This is a genomic window from Streptomyces sp. AM6-12, from assembly GCF_044327085.1.
In the GTDB taxonomy this organism is placed as follows: domain Bacteria; phylum Actinomycetota; class Actinomycetes; order Streptomycetales; family Streptomycetaceae; genus Streptomyces.
The window spans coordinates 359,509-377,613 of record NZ_JBIQWN010000003.1 but is presented as its reverse complement, the minus strand read 5'-3'; the positions used below and the strand labels follow the sequence as shown (position 1 = coordinate 377,613).

The window sequence follows — 18,105 nt, the reverse complement described above, 5'->3', positions numbered from 1 at the left end:
CGCTCACCTGCGCCGGATCATCGGAGGGAGCAGGAGCAGGGCGACCACGGCGAGCACCAGGTTGCCGACCAGGGCGACCGTGAACGCGTGGGCGTGGGCAGAGGCGGACGGGGAGTCGCCCAGAGCAGCGGAGAAGACCAGTCCGAGGACGACGATGCCGAGCGACATGCCTATCTGGATGGCGGTCTCCAGTACGCCGCTGGCCGCCCCGGCGTCCTTGGGGCGCACGTGGCTGAGCACGGCGCCCATCAGCGGACTGACTCCGAGGCCTTGACCGAAGCCAATGATGGCCAGTGCGGGCAGCAGACTCCGCGCGGTCGTGGCGGGGCCAAGGCCCCAGACGGTGGCGAGCAGGGCCGCAGTGCCCAGCACGTTGATCGTGTAGCCCAGGGTGAGTGCGTGGTGGCCGAGCTTCTTCTCCAGGAGCGGACCCGTGAGGGAGGCTGCGGCAAAGGCCGCGGCCAGGGGGACGAAGGTGAGTCCCGCAGTCAGCGGCGAGTAGCCCATTCCGTTCTGCAGCTGCAAGGTGAGGACGAAGAACAGTCCGGCGTTGCCCGCGAAGAAGGCCAGGGCGAGCGCGCTGCCGGAAGCGAACGCGGGCAGGCGGAACAAGTTCAGGTCCACCAGGGGGGTTCCGCCGCGGGCGGCCAGACCTCGCTCCCAGCGGGTGAAGGCCAGCAGGGCGAGAGGGGAGAGCGCCAGCGCGATCCAGGTCCAGGCGGGCCAGCCGGCCTGCGGTCCTTCCACCAGGGGCAGGAGCAGGAGTAGAAGGGCGGCGCTGAGCATGGCGATGCCCCTCACGTCGAGCGCGGACCGCTTTGTGGTCTGTGCGCCCGTGGGAGGAAGCAGCCACGCCGCGCCGATCAGGGTGATCAGGCCGATCGGCACGTTCACCAGGAACACGTTGCGCCATCCGAGCCCGAACAGGTCGAGTTGGAGGAGCAGGCCGCCCAGCACCTGCCCGGCGATCGAGGCAAGGCCGATGGTGGCCCCGAAGACGGCGAAGGCCTTGGCCCTCGCTCGGCCGGAGAAGAGGGTCTGCAGTACCGCGAGCACCTGCGGGTAGAACAGGGCGGCACCCGCGGCCTGGACGGCACGGAAGGCGATGAGGGATACCGGTCCGGGGGCGAGACCGGCCGCAAGCGAGCCGAGGAGGAAGACCGCCGTGCCGGTAAGGAACAGGCGTCGCATGCCGAACAGATCGCCCAGTCTGCCGCCCGTGACCAGCAGCAGCCCGTACACGAGGACATAGCCGCTGACCGCGAGCTCGGTCTGCGCGTAGGACGCCGCCAGGTCCTGGCGGACGGAGGGGACCGCAACATTGACGATGAACGAGTCCATGATCGCCATGAAGGTACCGGCCATCACCACCACCAGCGTCCACCAGGGGTGCCGGGTCTGTCCCGCAGGCTCCTGCTCCACCGCGCGCGACGTGCCGTCTGCCGCGCGGTCCGTGGTGTGAGTCATCGGTTGTCCGTCTCCAGATCGTCGTTACGTCGGGGTCCTTTCATGCTTGAGCCTGCTCTGACCAGGAACAACGCCAGTCCGAGCAACGAGCGATAAGCTGAACTTATGAATGGTGTGCGTCTGCCCGAGCGACACGAACTCGAGACGTTCCTGGTATTGGCCGAAGAACTTCACTTCGGCCGGACAGCCGAACGACTGCTGGTCTCGCAGGCCCGGGTCAGCCAGACGATCCAGAAATTGGAGCGGCGCATCGGCGCCCCGCTGTTCGAGCGGACCAGCCGCCGGGTGAGCCTCACCCCCCTCGGCGAAGCCCTGCACGCTGACCTCCGCCCCCTGTACAGCGCCCTCGCCGAAGCCGTGACCAGGGCCGCCGACACGGCCAGGGGGGTAAGCGGGGTGCTACGTGTCGGCTTCCTCGGTATCGGTGCCGGCGTGCTCAACGCGAACCTGGTCGACGCTTTCCGCACCCGCTGCCCTGGCTGTGAGGTCGAACTGCGCGAAATCCACTTCGCCGACCCTCTGGGCCCCTTGCGCTCCGGCGAAGTGGACGTCCTGCTGCACCGGTTGCCCGTGGACGAACCCGATCTGACGGTGGGCCCCACCGTGCTATCGGAGCCTTTCGTCCTGGCCGTCCCCACCGGCCACGCCCTGGCCCGCAGGAAGAGCGTCGTCCTGGAGGACCTGGCACGCACGACCGTGTTCGGTGTCGCCGGCGCGGCACCGGACTACTGGTGGGACTTCCACGTGCCCCGCCGGACCCCCTCCGGCGCCCCCGTCCCCCGCGGCCAGGACGTCACCACCTTCCAGGAACTCCTCGCCCTGATCGCTCAGGGCCAGGGAGTCTCCCCGATGGCCGCACACGTCACCCGCTACTACAACAGGCCGGGCATCGCCTACATCCCGATCGAGGACGCTCCCCAGACCGAGGTCGCACTGGTATGGCGCACCGCGGCACACACAGCCCGAATCCACGCCTTCGCCGAGGCGGCACGCGACACCGTCCGCGCCAACAACGGTCCCGCGCACTTTTAGCCGACCGGGTGGCGGTCAGGCAGCAGCTCGGGGCAGGGCCGGCCACCCAGGCCGTTGCTGCTGATCATCTCCATGCGCGGTCCCTTCCCCAGGTCCGGCCTGTGTTCACCCCGCCTGCCGGATGGATCACATCATCAGTCCGATCGCGAGGGCGGCCTGCTGCAGCAGCTGACCAAGCGGCTGCTGGAGTCCGCCCTGGAAGGCACCTCGTCATGCCGATCGATGTCCGCGCTGCTCCTTCCGCCCCCGAAGACCCGTCGCTCACCGTCGACCAGCTCACCCCGGAGGACTTCGCCGCCATCACCGCTTTCCTGGATGCACGCCTGGATGAGCTGGTCGCCGGCGGCCACGCCGGCGCGGCTACGGCGCTTGCCATGGCCCTGGACCCGAAACTGGATAGGCTCCGCGGGTCCTTCCAGTGGGAGGCGGACTTTCCGGCCGAGCCGGTGCCGGACAACTGGCTGTCCGATCGGAGGGACGCCTGGGAGGGGCTGGCCATTGTGCTCTGGGCCGGGTGGCATGATGCCGAGGGCTACGACAGGGTCCGGTGGGCAGTGCCGTTCATGCGTCGCACGCAGCCAGCCCCCGGGACGGCACAGTGAACGTGGCCGTGCCCACAGCGGCGCCCTCCGGATCAACCCACGCGACGTGGCCTTTCACGCCATGCAGCCCAGCACGGCAGCGCCCGGTGCCGGTACGCCTGTGCTTCGCACGCCGGAGTCCGACGGTTGATCAGTCGGTGACGTGCACGGTGACGTACAGGTCTCCTGGGGCGCCGCCGTGCTTTCCCGGTGCGCCGAACTCCTTGAGCCGGATTTTCTGCCCGTTCCGGATGCCAGCGGGGACGCGGATCTTGAAGGTGCGCCGCTTGCTGGCGACCCGGCCCTCCCCTCTGCAGACGGCGCAGTCCAACACCTTCGTCTCGTCTCCTGTGGTGGCGCAGGCGGGGCAGTTCTCGTGTGCGGTCATGCGCATGGGGATGACCGCACCGCCGGTGGCTTCGTGCGAGCGGAGCCAGACCTCGGACGTGACGTCGGCTCCGCGGCTGGGCGGTGGGGTGTCGCCGAAGTAGCGGTCGTTGATCTCTTCGAGGAGGTCGTAGACCTCATCTGCGCTGTCCGGCCGATGGCCGGGGTCCTTGGCCAGGAGCCGGGCGACCAGTTGCTCCAGCTCCACGGGAGCGTTCGGGCGCAGGGTGCGTAGCGGGGCGGGCGGCTCTTAAGGTGCTGGTTGATCAGGTGCCAGGAGGTGCCGGTGAAGGGCCGGCGGCCGGTGACGGCCTCGTAGAGGACGCAGCCGAGCGAGTACAGGTCGGAGCGGTGGTCGAAGGTGCCGGCGAGTGCTTCGGGTGCCATGTAGGCGGGGGTGCCGATCAAGACGCCGGTGGTGGTGATGTCGTGCCGGGCGTCGCTTCCCTTGGTGATGCCGAAGTCGACGACGGTGGCCTCGCCGCTGTCCCGGACCATGATGTTGGACGGCTTGATGTCCCGGTGGGTGAGGCCCGCCTCGTGCGCGGCGTCCAGGGCGTCGGCGACGCAGGACGCCGTGTACAGGGCCTTCGGCAGGGGCAGCGGGCCGGCTTCCAGGACGGCGCTGAGGGGCTTGCCGGGGAGCAGCTGCATCACCAGGTAGGCGTACGGGCGTCCGTGGTGCATCGCGGAGCCGAAGTCGTGGACGGTGACGGGTGGTTCAGGCCGCCGGCGACCGCGGCCTCGCGGGCGAACCGGGCCACCTGGCGGTCGTGGTCGGCGCTGCCGTCCCCGGTGAGGACCTTGACCGCCACCAGCCGGTCGATCTTCGGATCGTGTGCTTGCCAGACCTGTCCGAACCCGCCCGCGCCGATGGGCTCGATCAGCCGGTAGCGGCCGTCCAGCACGTTCCCTGCCTGCACGACTCCCCCTTCGGTGCGCGACGTGACGCACGGTGTACCAGACGTGTACCCGTAACGCTACGCCGGGACAGCAGCAGTAACAGGGGGGACTGATCTATCAGTTGGCTCAGGCCGTGGTCTGCAGTCCAGCCGGCTTCAGGCTGCTGGTCGCCGTCTCCGACTCCCAGGCCGCACGCTCTTGCCGGGCCCGGCGCAGTGCGGCGGCCTCGTCGCCGCGGCCTGATGGCGGCGCTGAATGCGGGCCTGCTCGATCGGAGTCGGCGCATCGTCGGCGACGACGTCAGGCTTCGGGAAGCGGCCGACTGCGGGGGTGGCGCTGACGCGCAGGGTGTAGCCCTGGCCGCGGCGTACGGTCACCCCCTAGTCGAGGGCGGCCCGTTCGGCGGGCTCCAGGTCGCCGGCGCGGAAGAAGTCGGCGAAAGCGCCGTCACGGGGACCCGTCATGGGCAGCAGCCCGGGACGGCTGACGTTTCTGGAGGTGCGCGGTTCCCGTGCGCTCACGGCAGCCGCCCCGGTATGCGTATTCCTCTACCCACGTTCCGTGTATTACGCAGGAGTCCACGAAAAGCATCCGACGTGAAACCGCAGGCAGCGCCCGAGTCGGTCGGCCGCGGCATACCGCTGCGGGCCACACCCTCTTCGGGTGTGGCCCGCAGCGGTACTTCTGCCGGACGTCGGCAGTCGGCCTTACCAGCGATACCAGCGTGCGCTGCCGCCCTTGGGCCGGGCCACGAACCCGACGAGCCACACGACGAGCACGATCACGGCGATCCACCACAGGGCCTTGAGCGCGAAACCGGCACCGAAGAGGATCAGAGCGAGCAGAAGAACGAGAAGCAGGGGAACCATGATTATCAACCTCCGGGCCACCTTGTGCCCGGCATCTCCCCCGCTAATCCGACGTCCCTGACCGCATTTCTACACCCGGTCGCCACGAGGTTGACCGCCGCAATGACGTGGAGAAGTGCGGAAAGCGCGGCGGCCTCGGTCGCCGCAGTCTGACGGCGGCGCTGGAGGCGAACCTGCTCGGGGAAAGCGGCGGGAGCTCCCGCAATCGCCTTCGTCTGCCGATCCACCGCTTCCGTGATGTGCGGGCGGTAGCCGCTCGGCGGCGTCCGGCGTTCCATCGGCACGTCCGGCGGCCAAGTAGGTGGCGGCCGTGGCGGGGCTGGCTGCGGCGGCCGCTCGCGGCACGTGCGGTGGCCTCCTGGATAGCTGGTCTGTTCATGCGAACCAGGGGGTTCCATGTCGCCGCACGAGGCAACGGCCCACTCGAACCAACATAGGAACTGCACATGGCCCGCATACGTGGCGCGGCACGATCAGCCGAGGTAGGTCACCTGCAGCACGGTGATCGTCTTGGACACGTGGCCCAGGAGCAGGACGGCGAAGGCATGGTCGGTGACGAGCATCCGCATGACTTTGTCGTCCTCGCCGTAGGGCTGGGTGGCGGCGATGGGATCTTGGCAGGCATCGGCAAGCGCGAGCGTGAGCGACTCACTTGCTGGGGCCGGCATTGCCTCGTGGACAGCGTCTGCAGCGATGTCATATTTGAGGCAGTACATACCTCTCCCTCGTCTCGATGGCGCCGGCGTTGCCGGGAGAGGTCGGCCGAGCCGAGAGTAGCAGGCACGGAACTGTGCGTGTGGGGCGTTCGGGTTACGCAGCGCCGCGGGTGCGGATGCGTTCGGCATCGGTGAGAACGCGGTCGGTGGCGTCCACCCAGTGGTCGGACGGTTCGTCGCCGCGGGCCTCGGCTGCTGCGATCCCGCGTCCACGATCGACAGCGGCCACGACATCCTTGGCGATGCGTTCCCACTTGGCGAAGACGGCGAGCAACTCGTGGGCCGGCGCCCGGTTGATCTCGGCGAGGAAACGCTGAGCGAGGGCCGGGGTGCCCAGAGCGTCACGAATGGACGTGATCGTCCACGGCTGATCACTCATCGCGCCTCCCGTTGCAAAATCATCGAGCGTGATATCACCGTAGCGCACGGCTTCGGGCAGCGAGGCTGCACCGGGGACACCCTTCGACGGCTATCCCAAATGGCATATGCAGATCGCTTCACCTTGCCACCGGATCCCGCATCGACGACGTCCTTCGCCCGCCGCCTCTGGTCCGGCCACGCCTGGGACGTCTGCCGCATCACGTCTGCCGCGATGGCCGGGTTGACCCTGGGACGGCCGCGACCGGGCGATGCGTCCGATCGCGCGGCAGCAGCCGTCCGGCGGAGTGCGGCGCTTCACCCGCACAGCGGCCGGTGTGTATCGGCTGATCCCGTCCGCGAGTGGCTGATGGCATGCCAGGTCTCAGGTGTCGCGCAGGCGTTGCGGATGTGTCGCAACGCCCTGGGGACTCCCGGCGCAACACCAAGCGGCCCTACGGTCCGCGTATGAAGACATTGCGGTTTGCCGGGACGACGCTTGTGTCGCTTCTCGCTCGGGTGCCGCTGCTGTTGTGGGCCTTGTGCGTGGTCGTATCGCTCTACCTGCTGCTGATCGCCCTGTTGACGCTCACTGCGGTGTACGGGCGGAGGTCCGCTCGGCGCCGGGCGGCGGCGGAGATGGTCCGAACCCTGTGGTTCGCCGGTAGCGGGACCGACGACAAGCCGCTGGCCCCCGACCAGCGTGCGTGACGGAGAGCGTGCCGACTCCCGCCGTACGCAAGCCGGGCGCGGCGTGGACCGAACTACCCCGGCCCGTGCGCGCCGGCGCCGAACCGGTCGGACACGTCCGCCTCGGCTACGCCCGCGCCTCGACCGCCCGGCAGTCCCTGGACGCACAGCTCGACTCCCTCACCGAGGCCGGAGTGACGCGCGTCTTCTCGGAGAAGATCTCCACCCGCGCCACCCGGCGCCCCGAGCTGGAGGCCGCCGTGAAGTTCAACGACGCTGCGCGTACCGCGCGTTCCTTCGGTCAACGGCGGTGAACGGGCGTATGCGCAGGAGCCCGCCAGCGCCTGGGTGGAGACCGCCGGGCGCGGGCAGCCGCCGTCATTGTGTTAGACGCTGCAATTACGCCCTGTTTCCGCAGTTCAGCCCCGATTGTCAGACCCTCGCCGTAGCGTTGTGGGTCCTACTCGTGGCGGCTGGGGGGTACAAATGGACGAGGGCCTTCAGATCGACAGCGACGAAGATCTCTTCCGTAATCCGGTCTACTACGAACCGGCAGGCAGGAACCTCGATTTGGACCGCTCCGACCTCGGCGTCCCCCAAGGCCAAGATCTCCTGAATGTTCTCCTGCGCATGCGAGGACGTGTGCCCGTCGAAAAGCGTGGGCTCATCTGCCCCGACTGCCGGGACCTGCGCGGTCGGCGCGTTCCCATGTATCTCGTCCAGCGGGACGGCGTATGGCTTGCCTCCCACTACCGGAAACCCGGGGAGAAGCCCATCAGCCACGAGTCCGACGAGCACCTCGCACGCAAGGAACGCGTCGCGAAGGACTCCGAAGATCACGGCTTCCACGCCGACATCGAGTCGCAGACCGCCGACGGGCACGCGCGTCTCGATGTACGCATCAACGGTGCCAACGGCATCGTCCTGGGCTACGAACCTCAGCTGAGCGCCCAGACAGCCCGCGGAATGCGTGCCCGGGAGGGATTCCGGCACCGCAGCGGTATTCAGTCGGTCTGGGACTTCGCCGACCCCGACCATGCAGGCATCGGCACCGTCCCTTACGTCCGCACCCCCAACCTGCCGGCCTCCGTCATTCGCGTACAGAAGAACCCCATCGCGGTCCGGGACGGCAACTTCGTCCTGGAGGAGGGCCAGTGCAGCCAAAGCGGGGCACTCGCCCGGTGCCCGGAGAAGCCTTACGATCCGGAGAACCCCACCGACACCGGCTACTGCGGCGGCTGGCACCGCGTCCTCGTGCCCGCCCATCAGTCGAGCACCTTCACAGGAGAAGGCGGACTGACCCTCACCCAGTTCATCGTGGAAGCTGCAGCGGGTGAGCGGATCCCGTTCCAGAGGGGCGGCCACTACGGTTGGCTCCCGGCACACCAGTGGCAGCGGTACCTCGAGGCGAACGGGCCCGCCTTGGACGACACGGAGCGCCAGTCATCCGTACGGCAGGGGAACCGGCGCGACAGGTGCACCGAGGACCGGCCGGCTTCGGAGGTGCGGGCTGAGCCGAAGCAGAGACGTGGCAGCCGCGCGATCGTCCTTGAGTCCCACCCCCCGGAAACTGAGGCAGTGAGAGTTCCGGTCGACGCGTCGGGTCGAGCGATCCCGCTCTGCCGCTTCGGATGCGGTCAACCTGCAAGCCTTCCAGGACCCGAAGGGCTGCCAGAGCACTTTTCGTGCCGCAGGAAGCGTGAGGCGTGATCTATCGGCAGCCGTGGACCGCTCCGTACTGCGTCACCTGGTGCGCCAGGCTTTGGCCTGGAACTCTTCGCGCGTGATGAGTCCATCTCGGTATGCCGACTCGTAATACTCCTCCGTAGAGTCGCCTATGCGGTCGTCCACGGCTTCTGCTACCGACGGGGTGCTGACAGGGGTATCGGGGAAAGGCTCGTACTCCAGCCCATATCCGTAGTCGGCCCGTCGGTCCCAGCCTTCATCCTGCTCATCTGTCATGGACGGTGCATTCCCCCCTGCGATGGTCACCTATGCGTGCCATTGCCGGTCCGTACCGGAACCGGGCAGGCGCCCGGCACGCACACCCCGCCAGGCCACCGAACCTCGAAGGAGCTCATGGGAGTTCACCGCTATTCCGGATCCGATCTCAACCCGGCGTCAACCATGAGCCTCCTTCACAGGGAAGCAGATCGCGCGGGACGGTTATGTCTGGGCCATGTCGACGAAGCGGGAGTAGTGGCCTTGGAAGGCGACTGTGATGGTCGCGGTGGGCCCGTGGCGATGCTTGGCGACGATGAAGTCTGCTTCGCCTGCCCGAGGCGAGTCCTTCTCGTAGGCGTCCTCGCGGTGCAGGAGGATCACGACATCGGCGTTGTCCTCGAGGGCGCCGGAGTCTCGAAGGTCGTTGATCATCGGCTTCTTGTCGGTGCGCTGTTCGGGGCTGCGGTTGAGGGTGGAGATCGCGACGATCGGCAGACGGAGTTCCTTGGCCAGGAGTTTCAGGCAGCGGGCGATTTCGGAGATCTCTTCGTAGCGGGAGCCGAGCGGCCTGGTGCCGTAGGTGAGCAGGTGGACGGCGTCGACGACGATGAGCTGGACGCCGGCTCGGGCCTGCAGATAGCGGCAGTGGGCGCGCAGGTCGTGGACGTTGGAGTAGGCGCCGTCCTGGATGTAGATCGGGGCGGCGCTGACGTCGGGCATCCGCCGGGCGAGGCGGGTCCAGTCCTCGTCGGTCATGGTTCCGGAGCGCATGTGGTGCAGCGCGACGCGGGCTTCGGCGGAGAGCAGGCGCATGCCGATCTCGTTGCGGTCGGCTTCGAGGGAGAACACTGCGCTGGGCAGGTTGTGTTTGATGCTGGCGCTGCGGACGAAGTCGAGGGCGAGGGTGGACTTGCCCATGGCGGGGCGGGCGGCGATGACGATGAGCTGGCCGGGGTGGAGTCCGCCGGTGAGGGAGTCCAGGTCGGTGAACCCGGTGGGCACGCCGGGCAGAGTTGCGTCGCGGCCGCCGATCGCCTCGATCCAGTCGAGGGTGCCCTCCATGACGTCGCCGAGCGGACTGGCCGGCGGGAGCAGGGGGCGCCGGGTGGTGGCGGCGAAGATCTCTGCCTGTGCCTGGTCGGCGATGCGGTCGACGGTGTCCGGGTCGGCGTCGGAGGCCAGGTTTTCGATGTGGATCGCTGCGATCTTGGTGCGGCGCAGCATGGCGGCGTTCTGTACGCGCTCGGCGTTGGTCTGCCAGCTTCGGGCGGAGGACGACCCGTTGACGAGTGCGGTGATGTAGGCGGAGCCGCCGGCCTTTTCGAGGTTGCCCTGTTGCGTCAGCCGGGCGGCTACGGCGAGCGGGTCGGTGGTTTCTCCTCGCCCGTACAGGTCGAGGATCGTCGAATAGATCAGATCGTGGGCGGGCCGGTAGAAGTCGTGCCCGTGGAGGGCGCCGACGATGTCAGCGATCGCGTCCTTGGACAGCAGCATCGCCCTCAGCACCGCCTTCTCCGCTTCAAGATCGTGCGGATGATGCAGGGCGGCGCCGTCGTTGTCGTCGTTGGCCACGTGTACCCCTCCCCCGTGCGGATTCCCAGGCTCCGTCGACCGCAGTACGCGGCAACAGCTCAGCGTAGCCGCGGCCTGGTTGCATGATCAGGAGTTCGGCCCGTTCACGCACGAGGGGTGAACCCGCGGGCCTCGCGCGGAAGTTGGTGTGCCTGACGGATCAAGGCCGCCTCGACGGCGGGATCGGGCGGCATAGTTGTCACTTCCGGCTGTTGGGCGCGCGGGCTGTCCGGCAGCGGTGGCGGTGGAAGGAGCGTGGGTGGGTCCTCTCGCTTCACCAGACGGATGTGGCGCACCGTGCCCGCACCGAGCACGTCGTTGAGCCGTTGCACCAGAAGGTCGGCCAAGAGCCGTGAGCTGGTCAGCCAGGCCGCCGAGACTCCCGCCAGGGTGAGCGTCCCGGTCTCGGAGTCGAAGGCGGTGGGGGCGACGTGCTTGGCCAGGGGGCCGGCCACCGAGTACCAGGCTGGCAGCGGCGAGGTCTCGAACATGGTGAACATGCCTTGGAGTACTTGCCCGAGGGCGACCGGCGCGGTCCGCCTTCGCACTCGCGGGCGGTGGGTGTCGGGGGCGCGCTCGGTGAAGCGGCCTCGCCGAGCGTCTTCGCGAGCCCGGCGCAGGCTCGTCAAAGCCAGATCGATGTATGCCTCGGTGCCTGGGCGATGTTGATCGTTCAAAGTTCGGCCTGGCGAAGCGCCGGGGTGCCCCACACCCGGACGATGTCGTGGTCGGTGAACGCGTACACCAGCCGGTAGGCCGTGGCGGGGTTCGGGGCCTGCCGCAGCTGTGCAAGGTACTGCTGCGCCTCCGGTTCACTGCGCCGCGGCGTTCCGCATGGCTGCCAGGCCTGGCCGTTCCACATCTCCGGGATCCATCGCTTCTGCGGTTCGGGCTCGTCGGCGCGCAGCCGGTACCGGGACTGCACACGCGCGGCCGCGCCCGGCTCGTCGGATTCTGCCGAGCGCATCCGGGGGGCGGCCCGGTGCCCTGCCCGGCGACGGGTCTCGCACAGCAGGCACAGGTCGGCCGCGTCCGGGTCCACGGGGCCGCTGGGGTGTTCAGGGCACCGCGTGATCGCTTTCGGGGTGGTGATCGTTTCGTCGAGCAGGTGCAGGGCCCGCTCGAGATCCTGACGAAGCTCCTCTGTGTTGAGGACGGCCTCGCCGTCCGTGCTGGCGGTGAGGCGCTGGCCGTGTTCTCCGGCTACGCGCAAGGCTCGCCCCAGTGCGATGAGCTGGGCGTGGTTCACACGTCGCTCCTGTGGTCCGGTCTCCTGGTCGCCGAGCGGGGCTCGGATGCGGTCAGCGGCCTGTTCGTAGGCCCCGGGCCAGCCGGATCCGCATCGCCCGCCATAGTTCGCCTGCGCCCTGGCTGGTTGTGGGGCGGGTGCGGTGCAGGCCTGGGCAGCAGGCGTCGTGGGCGACCTTGGCCGTGCCGTAGTCGCGGTGATGAGGGCCCGGCCAGGCGATTCCGCCGGCGAGGTGGTAGACCTCGTTGTCCGCGAAGTGGCGGGCCGGGTAGTCGCCCGGCACCAAGGCGATCCACGCCACTTCCTGCTCGGGTTCCTCGCCCCCGATCGCGGACACGGGGGCGGCTCCGGCGTTGGGACGGTAGATGTTCACTCCGTCGTAGTCCATGGTCCGGTGACGGTGCGTGGGGAGGTTGCAGGCCGGGCACGGCACGGTCAGCCTGTGTCCCCAGGACGGAACGACCGCATCTTCCGGCCCTTGCTGGGGAAGAACGCTCACGCCCGTCAACCTCCGGTGGGTAAAGGCCGCCGCCCGGCGGCAACGTCCAGGGTAGCGGCGGGAGTTGCCGTCATCACCTCCTTCATGCAGTCCGCTGCGGGCCGCGACCCGCCGCGGCCCTGGCCCGAAGTACCCGCAGCTGCCCGAGCTTTTGCCTCAGGAGGTACTCGGCGGTGCGATGGCGGGCCTCCTCGGCGGCCCTTTCCGCGGCCTGGTGTCCACGAGGGCGCTGGCGCAGCACGCTGCCGTAGACCGCGCCGGCCTCCGTCTCGGCTTCCTCGCTCGCGAGGAGACGCCGGTAGGCGCTGGCCCGACGCTCATCACGGACCCGCTCGGCGGCCTGCCGCGCCGTGAAGGCAGCGCCGGTGGCCACCGGCTGCCCGGTGCGCCGGACCAGTTCGTCCAGAAGCCTGCGGGTGTCGGCCTCGCACCGCTCGCTCAACGCGGCCACCGACTCGACGTCGTCCAGGTCGGCGCGGACTACGACGGCAAGGTCGACCGCTTCCTGCACCAGCAGGTCGATGTGCTGCCGGTACGTGCACTGGGGGCAGAGGCCAGCCGCGTCGGGCAACCCGCACTCCGCGCACGGAGCCGACATGCGGGCCAGCTCGGCGCACGCCTCCGCCAGACGCCGGCGGTCCGCGGCGGCCCGCCGCTGGGCGACCTCGACCACGGCACGCGCGTGCCGGGCCTCTGCCCGGCCGGCTTCCAAGGCGGTGTGCTCCCGCAGCCGGGCCTCGTAGACGGCACGCCGGCGTCCGACATCGGCATCAGCGAGCTCGCTGTCGATGACGACTCGCAGCCGAGCACGATGTGCTCGACGGTCGGCGACGATCGTGGCACAGGCCGGGCAGTCGCCGCGGGTGTCCAGCCGGATCCCGTCGTCGCAGCGCTGGTCCGTGCACGCCTGGCGCTGTACCAGGCCACGCCGCATCAGCCACGGGAACGGGCGCTCGACCAGGGCCTCGCCGCCGGTCTCCTCCAGCCGGTCGGTGAGCCGGTCGGCCAGCAGCCGCGGCCCGCTGCCCGGATGCTCCAGCAGGCCCTCCAGCCGCTTGATCTCCACCTCCGCGGCTGCCTGGACCTGGTCCTGCTGCCAGCCGGAAAGCTGCGCCCACAGCCCCGCGACCGGCCCCAGCGCCACCCGCAGACCAAGATCAGCCGGAAGGGCCGCCCTCCGCTGCTGTTGCGCCTTTTCCCAGCCCACGGCCTTCGGCCGGCCACCGGCACCAGCCCCGGTAGCACGCTGCCCATCACGCCCTTCGACCGGGGACTCCTTCGGCTGTTCCCCGCGAAGCGGGCCGTCCTTGGCCACCGGCGACGCCGAACCAGCAGCGGCGTCCTCGCCGTCGGCGGCCTGGTCCTCGCGCACGCACGCGCGTCCCGGCCGACGGCCTTCACCCCCACGGCCTTCGCCGGAAAAGCCACCAGAGAGCTGCGGGGGAACTACGGGAGTAACCAGGTGAGGGTGGTAAGTGTGAAGGGCTGCTGCAACGTCGGGCTCTGCAACATCCGCCACATCCGTCACCAGCACGCCGCTGACCTGCGGTTCCTTCCCCAGCTCCGGAGCCTCACCAGGCCCTGCCGCATCGTCGGGGTCTGAAAACTCACGCTCCAGGGCCTCCGCGTGGCCCTCCTGGACGTCGTCGCTGACCGTACGGCCGTGCGCGGCGGCGACCGCCGGGACCATGAGCCGCGACCGGTTCGCCAGCCCGGATCCCGTCTTCAGACGTACCCGCAGCACCAGCTCCCGGTCCTCCAGGCGCTCTAGCACCCGCTCCCCCGCCGACGCGGTGCAGCCCAGCAGCCGGGCCACCGTCGCCGCGGCACGGCCGCGCTTGGTGTCCACGGTCCCGCCGCGCTGCCGTACCCGCCCGGTCTCCCGTGCCTCCAGCACCAGCAGCAGCAGTGCCAGACGGTCCGTCGCCGCGCCCCGACCGGTACGCGTACCGATCAGCCCGGCCGGAGTGACCCGGCCGTCCCGGTGCTTCCAGCCCGGCGCCATCACGGCCTCCAGCAGCCGCTGCAGCGTCGCGTACTCCTTCTTCGAGAGGTTCAGCGGATGCCCGATGACGTCCTGCGCCGCCCACAGCGGCAGCACCTTGCACTTGAGGCCGTCGTCCTGGCCGTAGTCGCCCTTCGCCGTATCCACGGAGACCACGCCCGAACGTCGCAGTCCCGGCACCACGTCGGAGGCCGTGTACGACGCGGACATGCCGATCCACCGGCCCAGCTCGCTGGTGCGGATCTCCACCACACCGGTCTCCGACGGCGTTCGTGACGCCAGCACCAGCACCGCCAGGCGCACCGCGTCCGGCGCACCGTCCAGGCCGTCCAGGTCCAGCAGCGTGCGCACCGCGCCACCCAGACGGGCGCGGGCATCCCGCCCGAGCGACAGCGGATGACCCGCGGCCCGCTCCGGGACCGGCCCGGCCGGGACGGACAGCTCCGTGCGGGGGCGCGCGAACGCGGCGGCCCGTGCCGCCACGGCGGTCATCGGCCCACCGCCGAGACGCGCGGGGCGGACGCCGCCAGGACCGAGGTCATCTTCGTCATCGGGCAGGTGTACACGCCAAAGCGGACACCCCCCGCAGCAGGCAAAACGCGCGCTTCGTGATCCATCCGCCGAGCCTGCACGAGGCGGCCTGTGGACAGAGCCCGCTCAGCGCGGATCACCCCCCGCGCTCCCGCACGGCGGGCAACAATCTTGGAAACCGTCCCGCCACACGGGAAGCCGACCCTGCGGGCGCCACCGTCGACGGAGTTGTCGATGAGCTCGGGGAGCGGGTGGACGAGCCGGACGGCCGACGCCTCGACCGCGCCCATCGAACCCGTCTCGAAGGCGCTGCTTTTGTAACTTCCTACAGGAAGACCCTCTTCCTGTTCAAAAGCGGCGAACAGGAAGAGGACGGACAGCAGTTCCGTCGCACGAGTCGACCGAAAGCCGCAAACCTTCTCGAAACGGTCAGCCTTCGACTTTTCAGGGGACACCACTTCGGGCACTATGAGAACGACCTGCCTTCCATATAGCTGGACCGGCCAGAGCCCCTCGGGGCTGGACGACCCAGATGTACGGATGTGACGGGTAAGCCCCCTTCGTGAGAAGCGGGCGAACACCGCCCGGGTGGGGGGGAGATTTCTCCGTCCCTCCCGGTCCTGCTGAACCGCGTGGCCCCTGTGGTGGGGGCACCGCGGGTAATGCGGATCGGTACTGATCTGGCTGTGGTGGCCTTGGTTAGTGGCCGGTGGTGCTGGTGGCCCTGGTTAGGGGCCGGGTGAAAACGAGCGGCTCGGTGAGCCGCAGCTCAGGACCAGCTGTGAACTGGGACCTGAGCGACCGACACGGCGGTAAGCCGTTCGGTAGACGGGCCGCGCGAGGCCAGCGGGTGGTTAATCCGCTTCTTGGCGCGCGCGGCCGATGACCACTAGGTCATCCCGACCCCCCTTCGGAGGCCGGCGTCGTGCTGCCCGCATCCGCTTTCGCGGCCTCGGGAAAGCGCTCCGCGAGACCCTTCAGGAGACGCAGGTAGTTCTCGCGGTGGGGGCGTCGGGGGCTGGTCTGACCCAGCTCCCAGCGTGTGACTGCGACCCTTTTCACGCCCACGGCGTCCGCGACGTCCTGCTGAGTGAGGCCAGCGGCGCGGCGCAGCTTCGCGCGCACATGCGGAGGCGGCAGCACCTCGGGCAGGTCGTTCAGCAGGGCTGTGAGTGGTCCGAGTCGGACATAGCTAAACCTTCCATGATCTTCGTAACCATGAAAGATACGCGATTTGATCTCCGTGCGAGAGAAGTGGCCACCGCGAACCGAGTTTTGCCGGGCGCCCGGTGGGATCCGTGCTCGTGTCCCGGTTCCGCACCGGCGAGCGTTCCGGGCTGTCGAAGTCCGCCGCCGCCCGGCGGCGGGAAGGTCAGCTGTCGCACAGGCACCGTCCAGCTTCCTTCCAGGTCGGGCACTCCCGTTCCACCCGCTCGTACGCACTGGGCGGGTCATCGGGAAACAGGCGATGACCTCTGCTGTTAGCGGTCCTGACGTAGCGACGTCGTGGACCGGCTGCCGGCGTCCCGTGCGCTCGTCTTCCTCCACCTGCGCGGCCTTCACGAACGGGCTTACCACTGTCACCGGATCGGGGCCGAGGTCGAACCACTCGCCGTGACGGCGCTTGTCGGCGAATTGGCGGTGAAGCGCGGCCTCCATGACGGCGCCGCCCTCGAAGAGCGCGAGCAACTGGAGAGGTGCGGGTGAGCCGGTCTGGAGGTGACGAAGACGTCGCTCGGGGTTGTCGGACCACCCGATCTTCACGAGTGGGGATTCGGGGGAGCCGATCAGATAGACCCGGTCCGTAGCCACGTCACACCCGCTCAAGCGCGGTGGAGTAGTAGTACGACAAGGCTGCTTCGGCTCCTGAGCCTTGTGCCGTAGTGATGCGCTGGAACCGACCTGACCGCAGATCCCCGGCGATGAAGATCCTGGGGTGCTGCATTTCCGGCGGGCAGTATCCGCCCTCGTCGACCGCGAGCCCTTCGAAAGCCGCCGGCCGATTACCGAGATTGCTCAGCACTGCCGTTGCGACGTAGGTGCTGCGCTCTCCGCCGCGGTTCTCGACGTCCACGATGAAGCCGGTGCCGTGACGGGCCTGCGAAACGGCGACGTGAGAAACCGGAACTACGCGAACTCGATCGTCCCCTGACACCTCCGCCAGCTTGTAGTCGTCCGCTGCTGGGGCGAGGACATGGAGCGTGGCAGTGGACCGAGGGTGAGCCCGCAGCCAGGTGCCCAGCGGCCTGTCGCCCCCAAGAACGTACGTCCGTGGTCCGACCTGCTCGGGCTTCGCACGCCACAGCGGAGGCGTGGACAGCGAAGGGGCGGTGCTGATCCAGTCGGTGTCGACGGGCGTCATCGCGGTCACGCCCGTGCCGACCACGACTGCCTGCGCGGTGAGCACTTGGCCGTCCGCGAGGAGGACTTCCGCTCGGTCGGAGTGTCCCTTGACCCCCACAGCGCGATATCGGACCAGCGAGCACCGACCGGCCTGCTCGAGGCGGGACAGATCCGCGGCCAGGGCCTCGGCCAGCTGTGGGCCGGTCGTCCAGTTGCCGGAGACGTTATCCAGCGCACCGATGGTTTGGAGCTTGCCGCCGACGCTGTCGGCCTCCACGACGAGGACCTTCATGTTGAGGCTGGTGGCCATGAGGGCGGCCGCCACGCCAGCGGGGCCGGCCCCGACGACCAGGACGTCGGCGTCAAGCGAAGGTGTGCTCACTGGATCCCCCCAGTTCCGCTGATACGAGACAGAGCGACTTCGCTGCTGATGAGCTGATCGGCGCCCAGGTTCCGGGCCGCGAGCAGCAGAGCGGCCTCGTGGTACTGGGAGCCGCCGCTGGAGGCACAAGCGTCGGTGACGACCCACGGCCGGTAGCCCCGTTGGTAGGCAGCGGTGGCGGAGTCGTACACGCAGGCGTCGGTGTCGATGCCACATAGCACCAGGTCACTCCAGCCGGCGTCCCGGATGAGCTGTGATCCCTCGGGCGTGAAGACCGACGCTTGGCCCTTGTCGATGACCAGGGCCAAGGCGTCGATGAAGGGCGCCAGCTCCTTCACGAACGCCTGCTCCTCCGCGCTGCGCAGCCGCTTCCAACCGGAAATCGTTTCGTATGGCGAGCCTGGGGCGTTGTGAAACCGGGTGAAGACCACCGGAGCGCCGGCTGCTCGCCATCCGTCCACCAGTCGTACGACCGTCGGGACAACGTCGCGGCTGTGCTGGTTGACGAAGCCCATCTGCACGTCGATAACCAGCAGCGCTGTCGATCGCGGGTCCAACCCGTCCACCTTTCCCATGGC

Annotated in this window: 23 protein-coding genes; 5 read left to right on the top strand and 18 right to left on the bottom strand. The window is 69.1% G+C overall.

The window, feature by feature from the left end; genetic code table 11:
• Window positions 1-3 precede the first annotated feature (3 nt).
• Entirely contained in the window at window positions 4-1,467 is a 1,464-nt protein-coding gene (locus ACE4Q9_RS34980; RefSeq protein WP_397988764.1) for an MFS transporter, read from the bottom strand.
• A 105-nt stretch (window positions 1,468-1,572) separates the two neighbouring features.
• Here ACE4Q9_RS34980 and ACE4Q9_RS34975 point away from each other — a divergent pair, with 105 nt between their 5' ends.
• Window positions 1,573-2,499 (top strand): LysR family transcriptional regulator, encoded by a 927-nt coding sequence (locus ACE4Q9_RS34975; protein WP_397988762.1) that lies wholly within the window; start codon window positions 1,573-1,575, stop codon window positions 2,497-2,499.
• A 212-nt stretch (window positions 2,500-2,711) separates the two neighbouring features.
• Complete coding sequence (locus ACE4Q9_RS34970; RefSeq protein WP_397988760.1) at window positions 2,712-3,101, top strand: hypothetical protein; 390 nt, start codon at window positions 2,712-2,714, stop codon at window positions 3,099-3,101.
• A 130-nt stretch (window positions 3,102-3,231) separates the two neighbouring features.
• On the opposite strand, the gene ACE4Q9_RS34965 is transcribed toward ACE4Q9_RS34970, so the two are convergent.
• The 7 genes from ACE4Q9_RS34965 to ACE4Q9_RS34935 form a co-directional block, all read right to left on the bottom strand.
• A complete protein-coding gene (locus tag ACE4Q9_RS34965) occupies window positions 3,232-3,468 on the bottom strand; it encodes a DnaJ C-terminal domain-containing protein (protein ID WP_397988759.1) in 237 nt (78 codons plus the stop codon).
• On the bottom strand, window positions 3,465-4,154 hold the full coding sequence (locus tag ACE4Q9_RS34960) for a serine/threonine-protein kinase (RefSeq protein ID WP_397988758.1): 690 nt from the start codon (window positions 4,152-4,154) through the stop codon (window positions 3,465-3,467). The genes ACE4Q9_RS34965 and ACE4Q9_RS34960 overlap by 4 nt, the downstream gene beginning before the upstream one ends.
• Window positions 4,121-4,390 carry a hypothetical protein gene (locus ACE4Q9_RS34955; RefSeq protein ID WP_397988757.1) on the bottom strand — a complete coding sequence of 90 codons (270 nt, stop codon included), beginning with the start codon at window positions 4,388-4,390 and terminating at the stop codon, window positions 4,121-4,123. The genes ACE4Q9_RS34960 and ACE4Q9_RS34955 overlap by 34 nt, the downstream gene beginning before the upstream one ends.
• 360 nt (window positions 4,391-4,750) lie before the next feature.
• Window positions 4,751-4,891 (bottom strand): hypothetical protein, encoded by a 141-nt coding sequence (locus tag ACE4Q9_RS34950; RefSeq protein WP_397988756.1) that lies wholly within the window; start codon window positions 4,889-4,891, stop codon window positions 4,751-4,753.
• A 186-nt stretch (window positions 4,892-5,077) separates the two neighbouring features.
• The gene (locus ACE4Q9_RS34945; RefSeq protein ID WP_093680146.1) at window positions 5,078-5,239 is read right to left on the bottom strand and encodes a DUF5670 family protein; all 162 of its coding nucleotides are present in this window, start codon (window positions 5,237-5,239) and stop codon (window positions 5,078-5,080) included.
• Between the two features lie 473 nt (window positions 5,240-5,712).
• Window positions 5,713-5,955: a hypothetical protein gene (locus ACE4Q9_RS34940; protein WP_391744860.1), complete on the bottom strand. Its 243-nt coding sequence runs from the start codon at window positions 5,953-5,955 to the stop codon at window positions 5,713-5,715.
• Between the two features lie 94 nt (window positions 5,956-6,049).
• Window positions 6,050-6,334, bottom strand: a complete 285-nt coding sequence (locus ACE4Q9_RS34935; RefSeq protein WP_397988755.1) for a hypothetical protein — start codon at window positions 6,332-6,334, stop codon at window positions 6,050-6,052.
• Between the two features lie 446 nt (window positions 6,335-6,780).
• Between ACE4Q9_RS34935 and ACE4Q9_RS34930 the strand changes: the two genes are divergently transcribed.
• The 3 genes from ACE4Q9_RS34930 to ACE4Q9_RS34920 all read left to right on the top strand — a co-directional run bounded on the left by ACE4Q9_RS34930 (window position 6,781) and on the right by ACE4Q9_RS34920 (window position 8,712).
• Window positions 6,781-7,023, top strand: a complete 243-nt coding sequence (locus ACE4Q9_RS34930) for a hypothetical protein (protein ID WP_397988754.1) — start codon at window positions 6,781-6,783, stop codon at window positions 7,021-7,023.
• An 8-nt stretch (window positions 7,024-7,031) separates the two neighbouring features.
• Window positions 7,032-7,316: a recombinase family protein gene (locus ACE4Q9_RS34925; RefSeq protein ID WP_397988752.1), complete on the top strand. Its 285-nt coding sequence runs from the start codon at window positions 7,032-7,034 to the stop codon at window positions 7,314-7,316.
• 172 nt (window positions 7,317-7,488) lie between these two features.
• Entirely contained in the window at window positions 7,489-8,712 is a 1,224-nt protein-coding gene (locus ACE4Q9_RS34920; protein WP_397988750.1) for a hypothetical protein, read from the top strand.
• A gap of 33 nt (window positions 8,713-8,745) precedes the next feature.
• On the opposite strand, the gene ACE4Q9_RS34915 is transcribed toward ACE4Q9_RS34920, so the two are convergent.
• The 10 genes from ACE4Q9_RS34915 to ACE4Q9_RS34870 all read right to left on the bottom strand — a co-directional run bounded on the left by ACE4Q9_RS34915 (window position 8,746) and on the right by ACE4Q9_RS34870 (window position 18,102).
• A complete protein-coding gene (locus ACE4Q9_RS34915; protein ID WP_397988749.1) occupies window positions 8,746-8,964 on the bottom strand; it encodes a hypothetical protein in 219 nt (72 codons plus the stop codon).
• A gap of 204 nt (window positions 8,965-9,168) precedes the next feature.
• On the bottom strand, window positions 9,169-10,518 hold the full coding sequence (gene dnaB / locus ACE4Q9_RS34910) for a replicative DNA helicase (protein WP_397988747.1): 1,350 nt from the start codon (window positions 10,516-10,518) through the stop codon (window positions 9,169-9,171).
• A 104-nt stretch (window positions 10,519-10,622) separates the two neighbouring features.
• The gene (locus ACE4Q9_RS34905; protein WP_397988746.1) at window positions 10,623-11,018 is read right to left on the bottom strand and encodes a DciA family protein; all 396 of its coding nucleotides are present in this window, start codon (window positions 11,016-11,018) and stop codon (window positions 10,623-10,625) included.
• Window positions 11,019-11,191: 173 nt separating this feature from the next.
• Window positions 11,192-11,767, bottom strand: a complete 576-nt coding sequence (locus tag ACE4Q9_RS34900; protein WP_397988744.1) for a hypothetical protein — start codon at window positions 11,765-11,767, stop codon at window positions 11,192-11,194.
• 52 nt (window positions 11,768-11,819) lie between these two features.
• Window positions 11,820-12,155 carry a DUF6083 domain-containing protein gene (locus tag ACE4Q9_RS34895; RefSeq protein WP_397988742.1) on the bottom strand — a complete coding sequence of 112 codons (336 nt, stop codon included), beginning with the start codon at window positions 12,153-12,155 and terminating at the stop codon, window positions 11,820-11,822.
• 193 nt (window positions 12,156-12,348) lie between these two features.
• Window positions 12,349-14,763 carry a hypothetical protein gene (locus tag ACE4Q9_RS34890; RefSeq protein WP_397988741.1) on the bottom strand — a complete coding sequence of 805 codons (2,415 nt, stop codon included), beginning with the start codon at window positions 14,761-14,763 and terminating at the stop codon, window positions 12,349-12,351.
• Window positions 14,760-15,269 carry a hypothetical protein gene (locus ACE4Q9_RS34885; RefSeq protein WP_397988740.1) on the bottom strand — a complete coding sequence of 170 codons (510 nt, stop codon included), beginning with the start codon at window positions 15,267-15,269 and terminating at the stop codon, window positions 14,760-14,762. Before ACE4Q9_RS34885 ends, ACE4Q9_RS34890 begins: the two co-directional genes overlap by 4 nt.
• Window positions 15,270-15,696: 427 nt before the next feature.
• A complete protein-coding gene (locus ACE4Q9_RS34880) occupies window positions 15,697-16,566 on the bottom strand; it encodes a GIY-YIG nuclease family protein (RefSeq protein WP_397988884.1) in 870 nt (289 codons plus the stop codon).
• A gap of 49 nt (window positions 16,567-16,615) precedes the next feature.
• Window positions 16,616-17,527 carry an FAD-dependent oxidoreductase gene (locus ACE4Q9_RS34875; RefSeq protein WP_397988739.1) on the bottom strand — a complete coding sequence of 304 codons (912 nt, stop codon included), beginning with the start codon at window positions 17,525-17,527 and terminating at the stop codon, window positions 16,616-16,618.
• Complete coding sequence (locus tag ACE4Q9_RS34870; RefSeq protein WP_397988883.1) at window positions 17,524-18,102, bottom strand: isochorismatase family cysteine hydrolase; 579 nt, start codon at window positions 18,100-18,102, stop codon at window positions 17,524-17,526. The genes ACE4Q9_RS34875 and ACE4Q9_RS34870 overlap by 4 nt, the downstream gene beginning before the upstream one ends.
• Window positions 18,103-18,105: the final 3 nt, after the last annotated feature.

Excerpts from the sequence above, each read along its gene's own strand:
- ACE4Q9_RS34895 (WP_397988742.1), bottom strand. The coding sequence starts at position 12,155 with ATGGACTACGACGGAGTGAACATCTACCGTCCCAACGCCGGAGCCGCC.
- ACE4Q9_RS34935 (WP_397988755.1), bottom strand. The coding sequence starts at position 6,334 with ATGAGTGATCAGCCGTGGACGATCACGTCCATTCGTGACGCTCTGGGC.
- ACE4Q9_RS34915 (WP_397988749.1), bottom strand. The coding sequence starts at position 8,964 with ATGACAGATGAGCAGGATGAAGGCTGGGACCGACGGGCCGACTACGGA.
- ACE4Q9_RS34870 (WP_397988883.1), bottom strand. The coding sequence starts at position 18,102 with ATGGGAAAGGTGGACGGGTTGGACCCGCGATCGACAGCGCTGCTGGTT.
- ACE4Q9_RS34930 (WP_397988754.1), top strand. The coding sequence starts at position 6,781 with ATGAAGACATTGCGGTTTGCCGGGACGACGCTTGTGTCGCTTCTCGCT.
- ACE4Q9_RS34975 (WP_397988762.1), top strand. The coding sequence starts at position 1,573 with ATGAATGGTGTGCGTCTGCCCGAGCGACACGAACTCGAGACGTTCCTG.
- ACE4Q9_RS34920 (WP_397988750.1), top strand. The coding sequence starts at position 7,489 with ATGGACGAGGGCCTTCAGATCGACAGCGACGAAGATCTCTTCCGTAAT.
- ACE4Q9_RS34905 (WP_397988746.1), bottom strand. The coding sequence starts at position 11,018 with ATGTTCACCATGTTCGAGACCTCGCCGCTGCCAGCCTGGTACTCGGTG.
- ACE4Q9_RS34965 (WP_397988759.1), bottom strand. The coding sequence starts at position 3,468 with ATGACCGCACACGAGAACTGCCCCGCCTGCGCCACCACAGGAGACGAG.
- ACE4Q9_RS34890 (WP_397988741.1), bottom strand. The coding sequence starts at position 14,763 with ATGACCGCCGTGGCGGCACGGGCCGCCGCGTTCGCGCGCCCCCGCACG.
- ACE4Q9_RS34940 (WP_391744860.1), bottom strand. The coding sequence starts at position 5,955 with ATGTACTGCCTCAAATATGACATCGCTGCAGACGCTGTCCACGAGGCA.
- ACE4Q9_RS34970 (WP_397988760.1), top strand. The coding sequence starts at position 2,712 with ATGCCGATCGATGTCCGCGCTGCTCCTTCCGCCCCCGAAGACCCGTCG.
- ACE4Q9_RS34945 (WP_093680146.1), bottom strand. The coding sequence starts at position 5,239 with ATGGTTCCCCTGCTTCTCGTTCTTCTGCTCGCTCTGATCCTCTTCGGT.
- ACE4Q9_RS34980 (WP_397988764.1), bottom strand. The coding sequence starts at position 1,467 with ATGACTCACACCACGGACCGCGCGGCAGACGGCACGTCGCGCGCGGTG.
- ACE4Q9_RS34960 (WP_397988758.1), bottom strand. The coding sequence starts at position 4,154 with ATGCACCACGGACGCCCGTACGCCTACCTGGTGATGCAGCTGCTCCCC.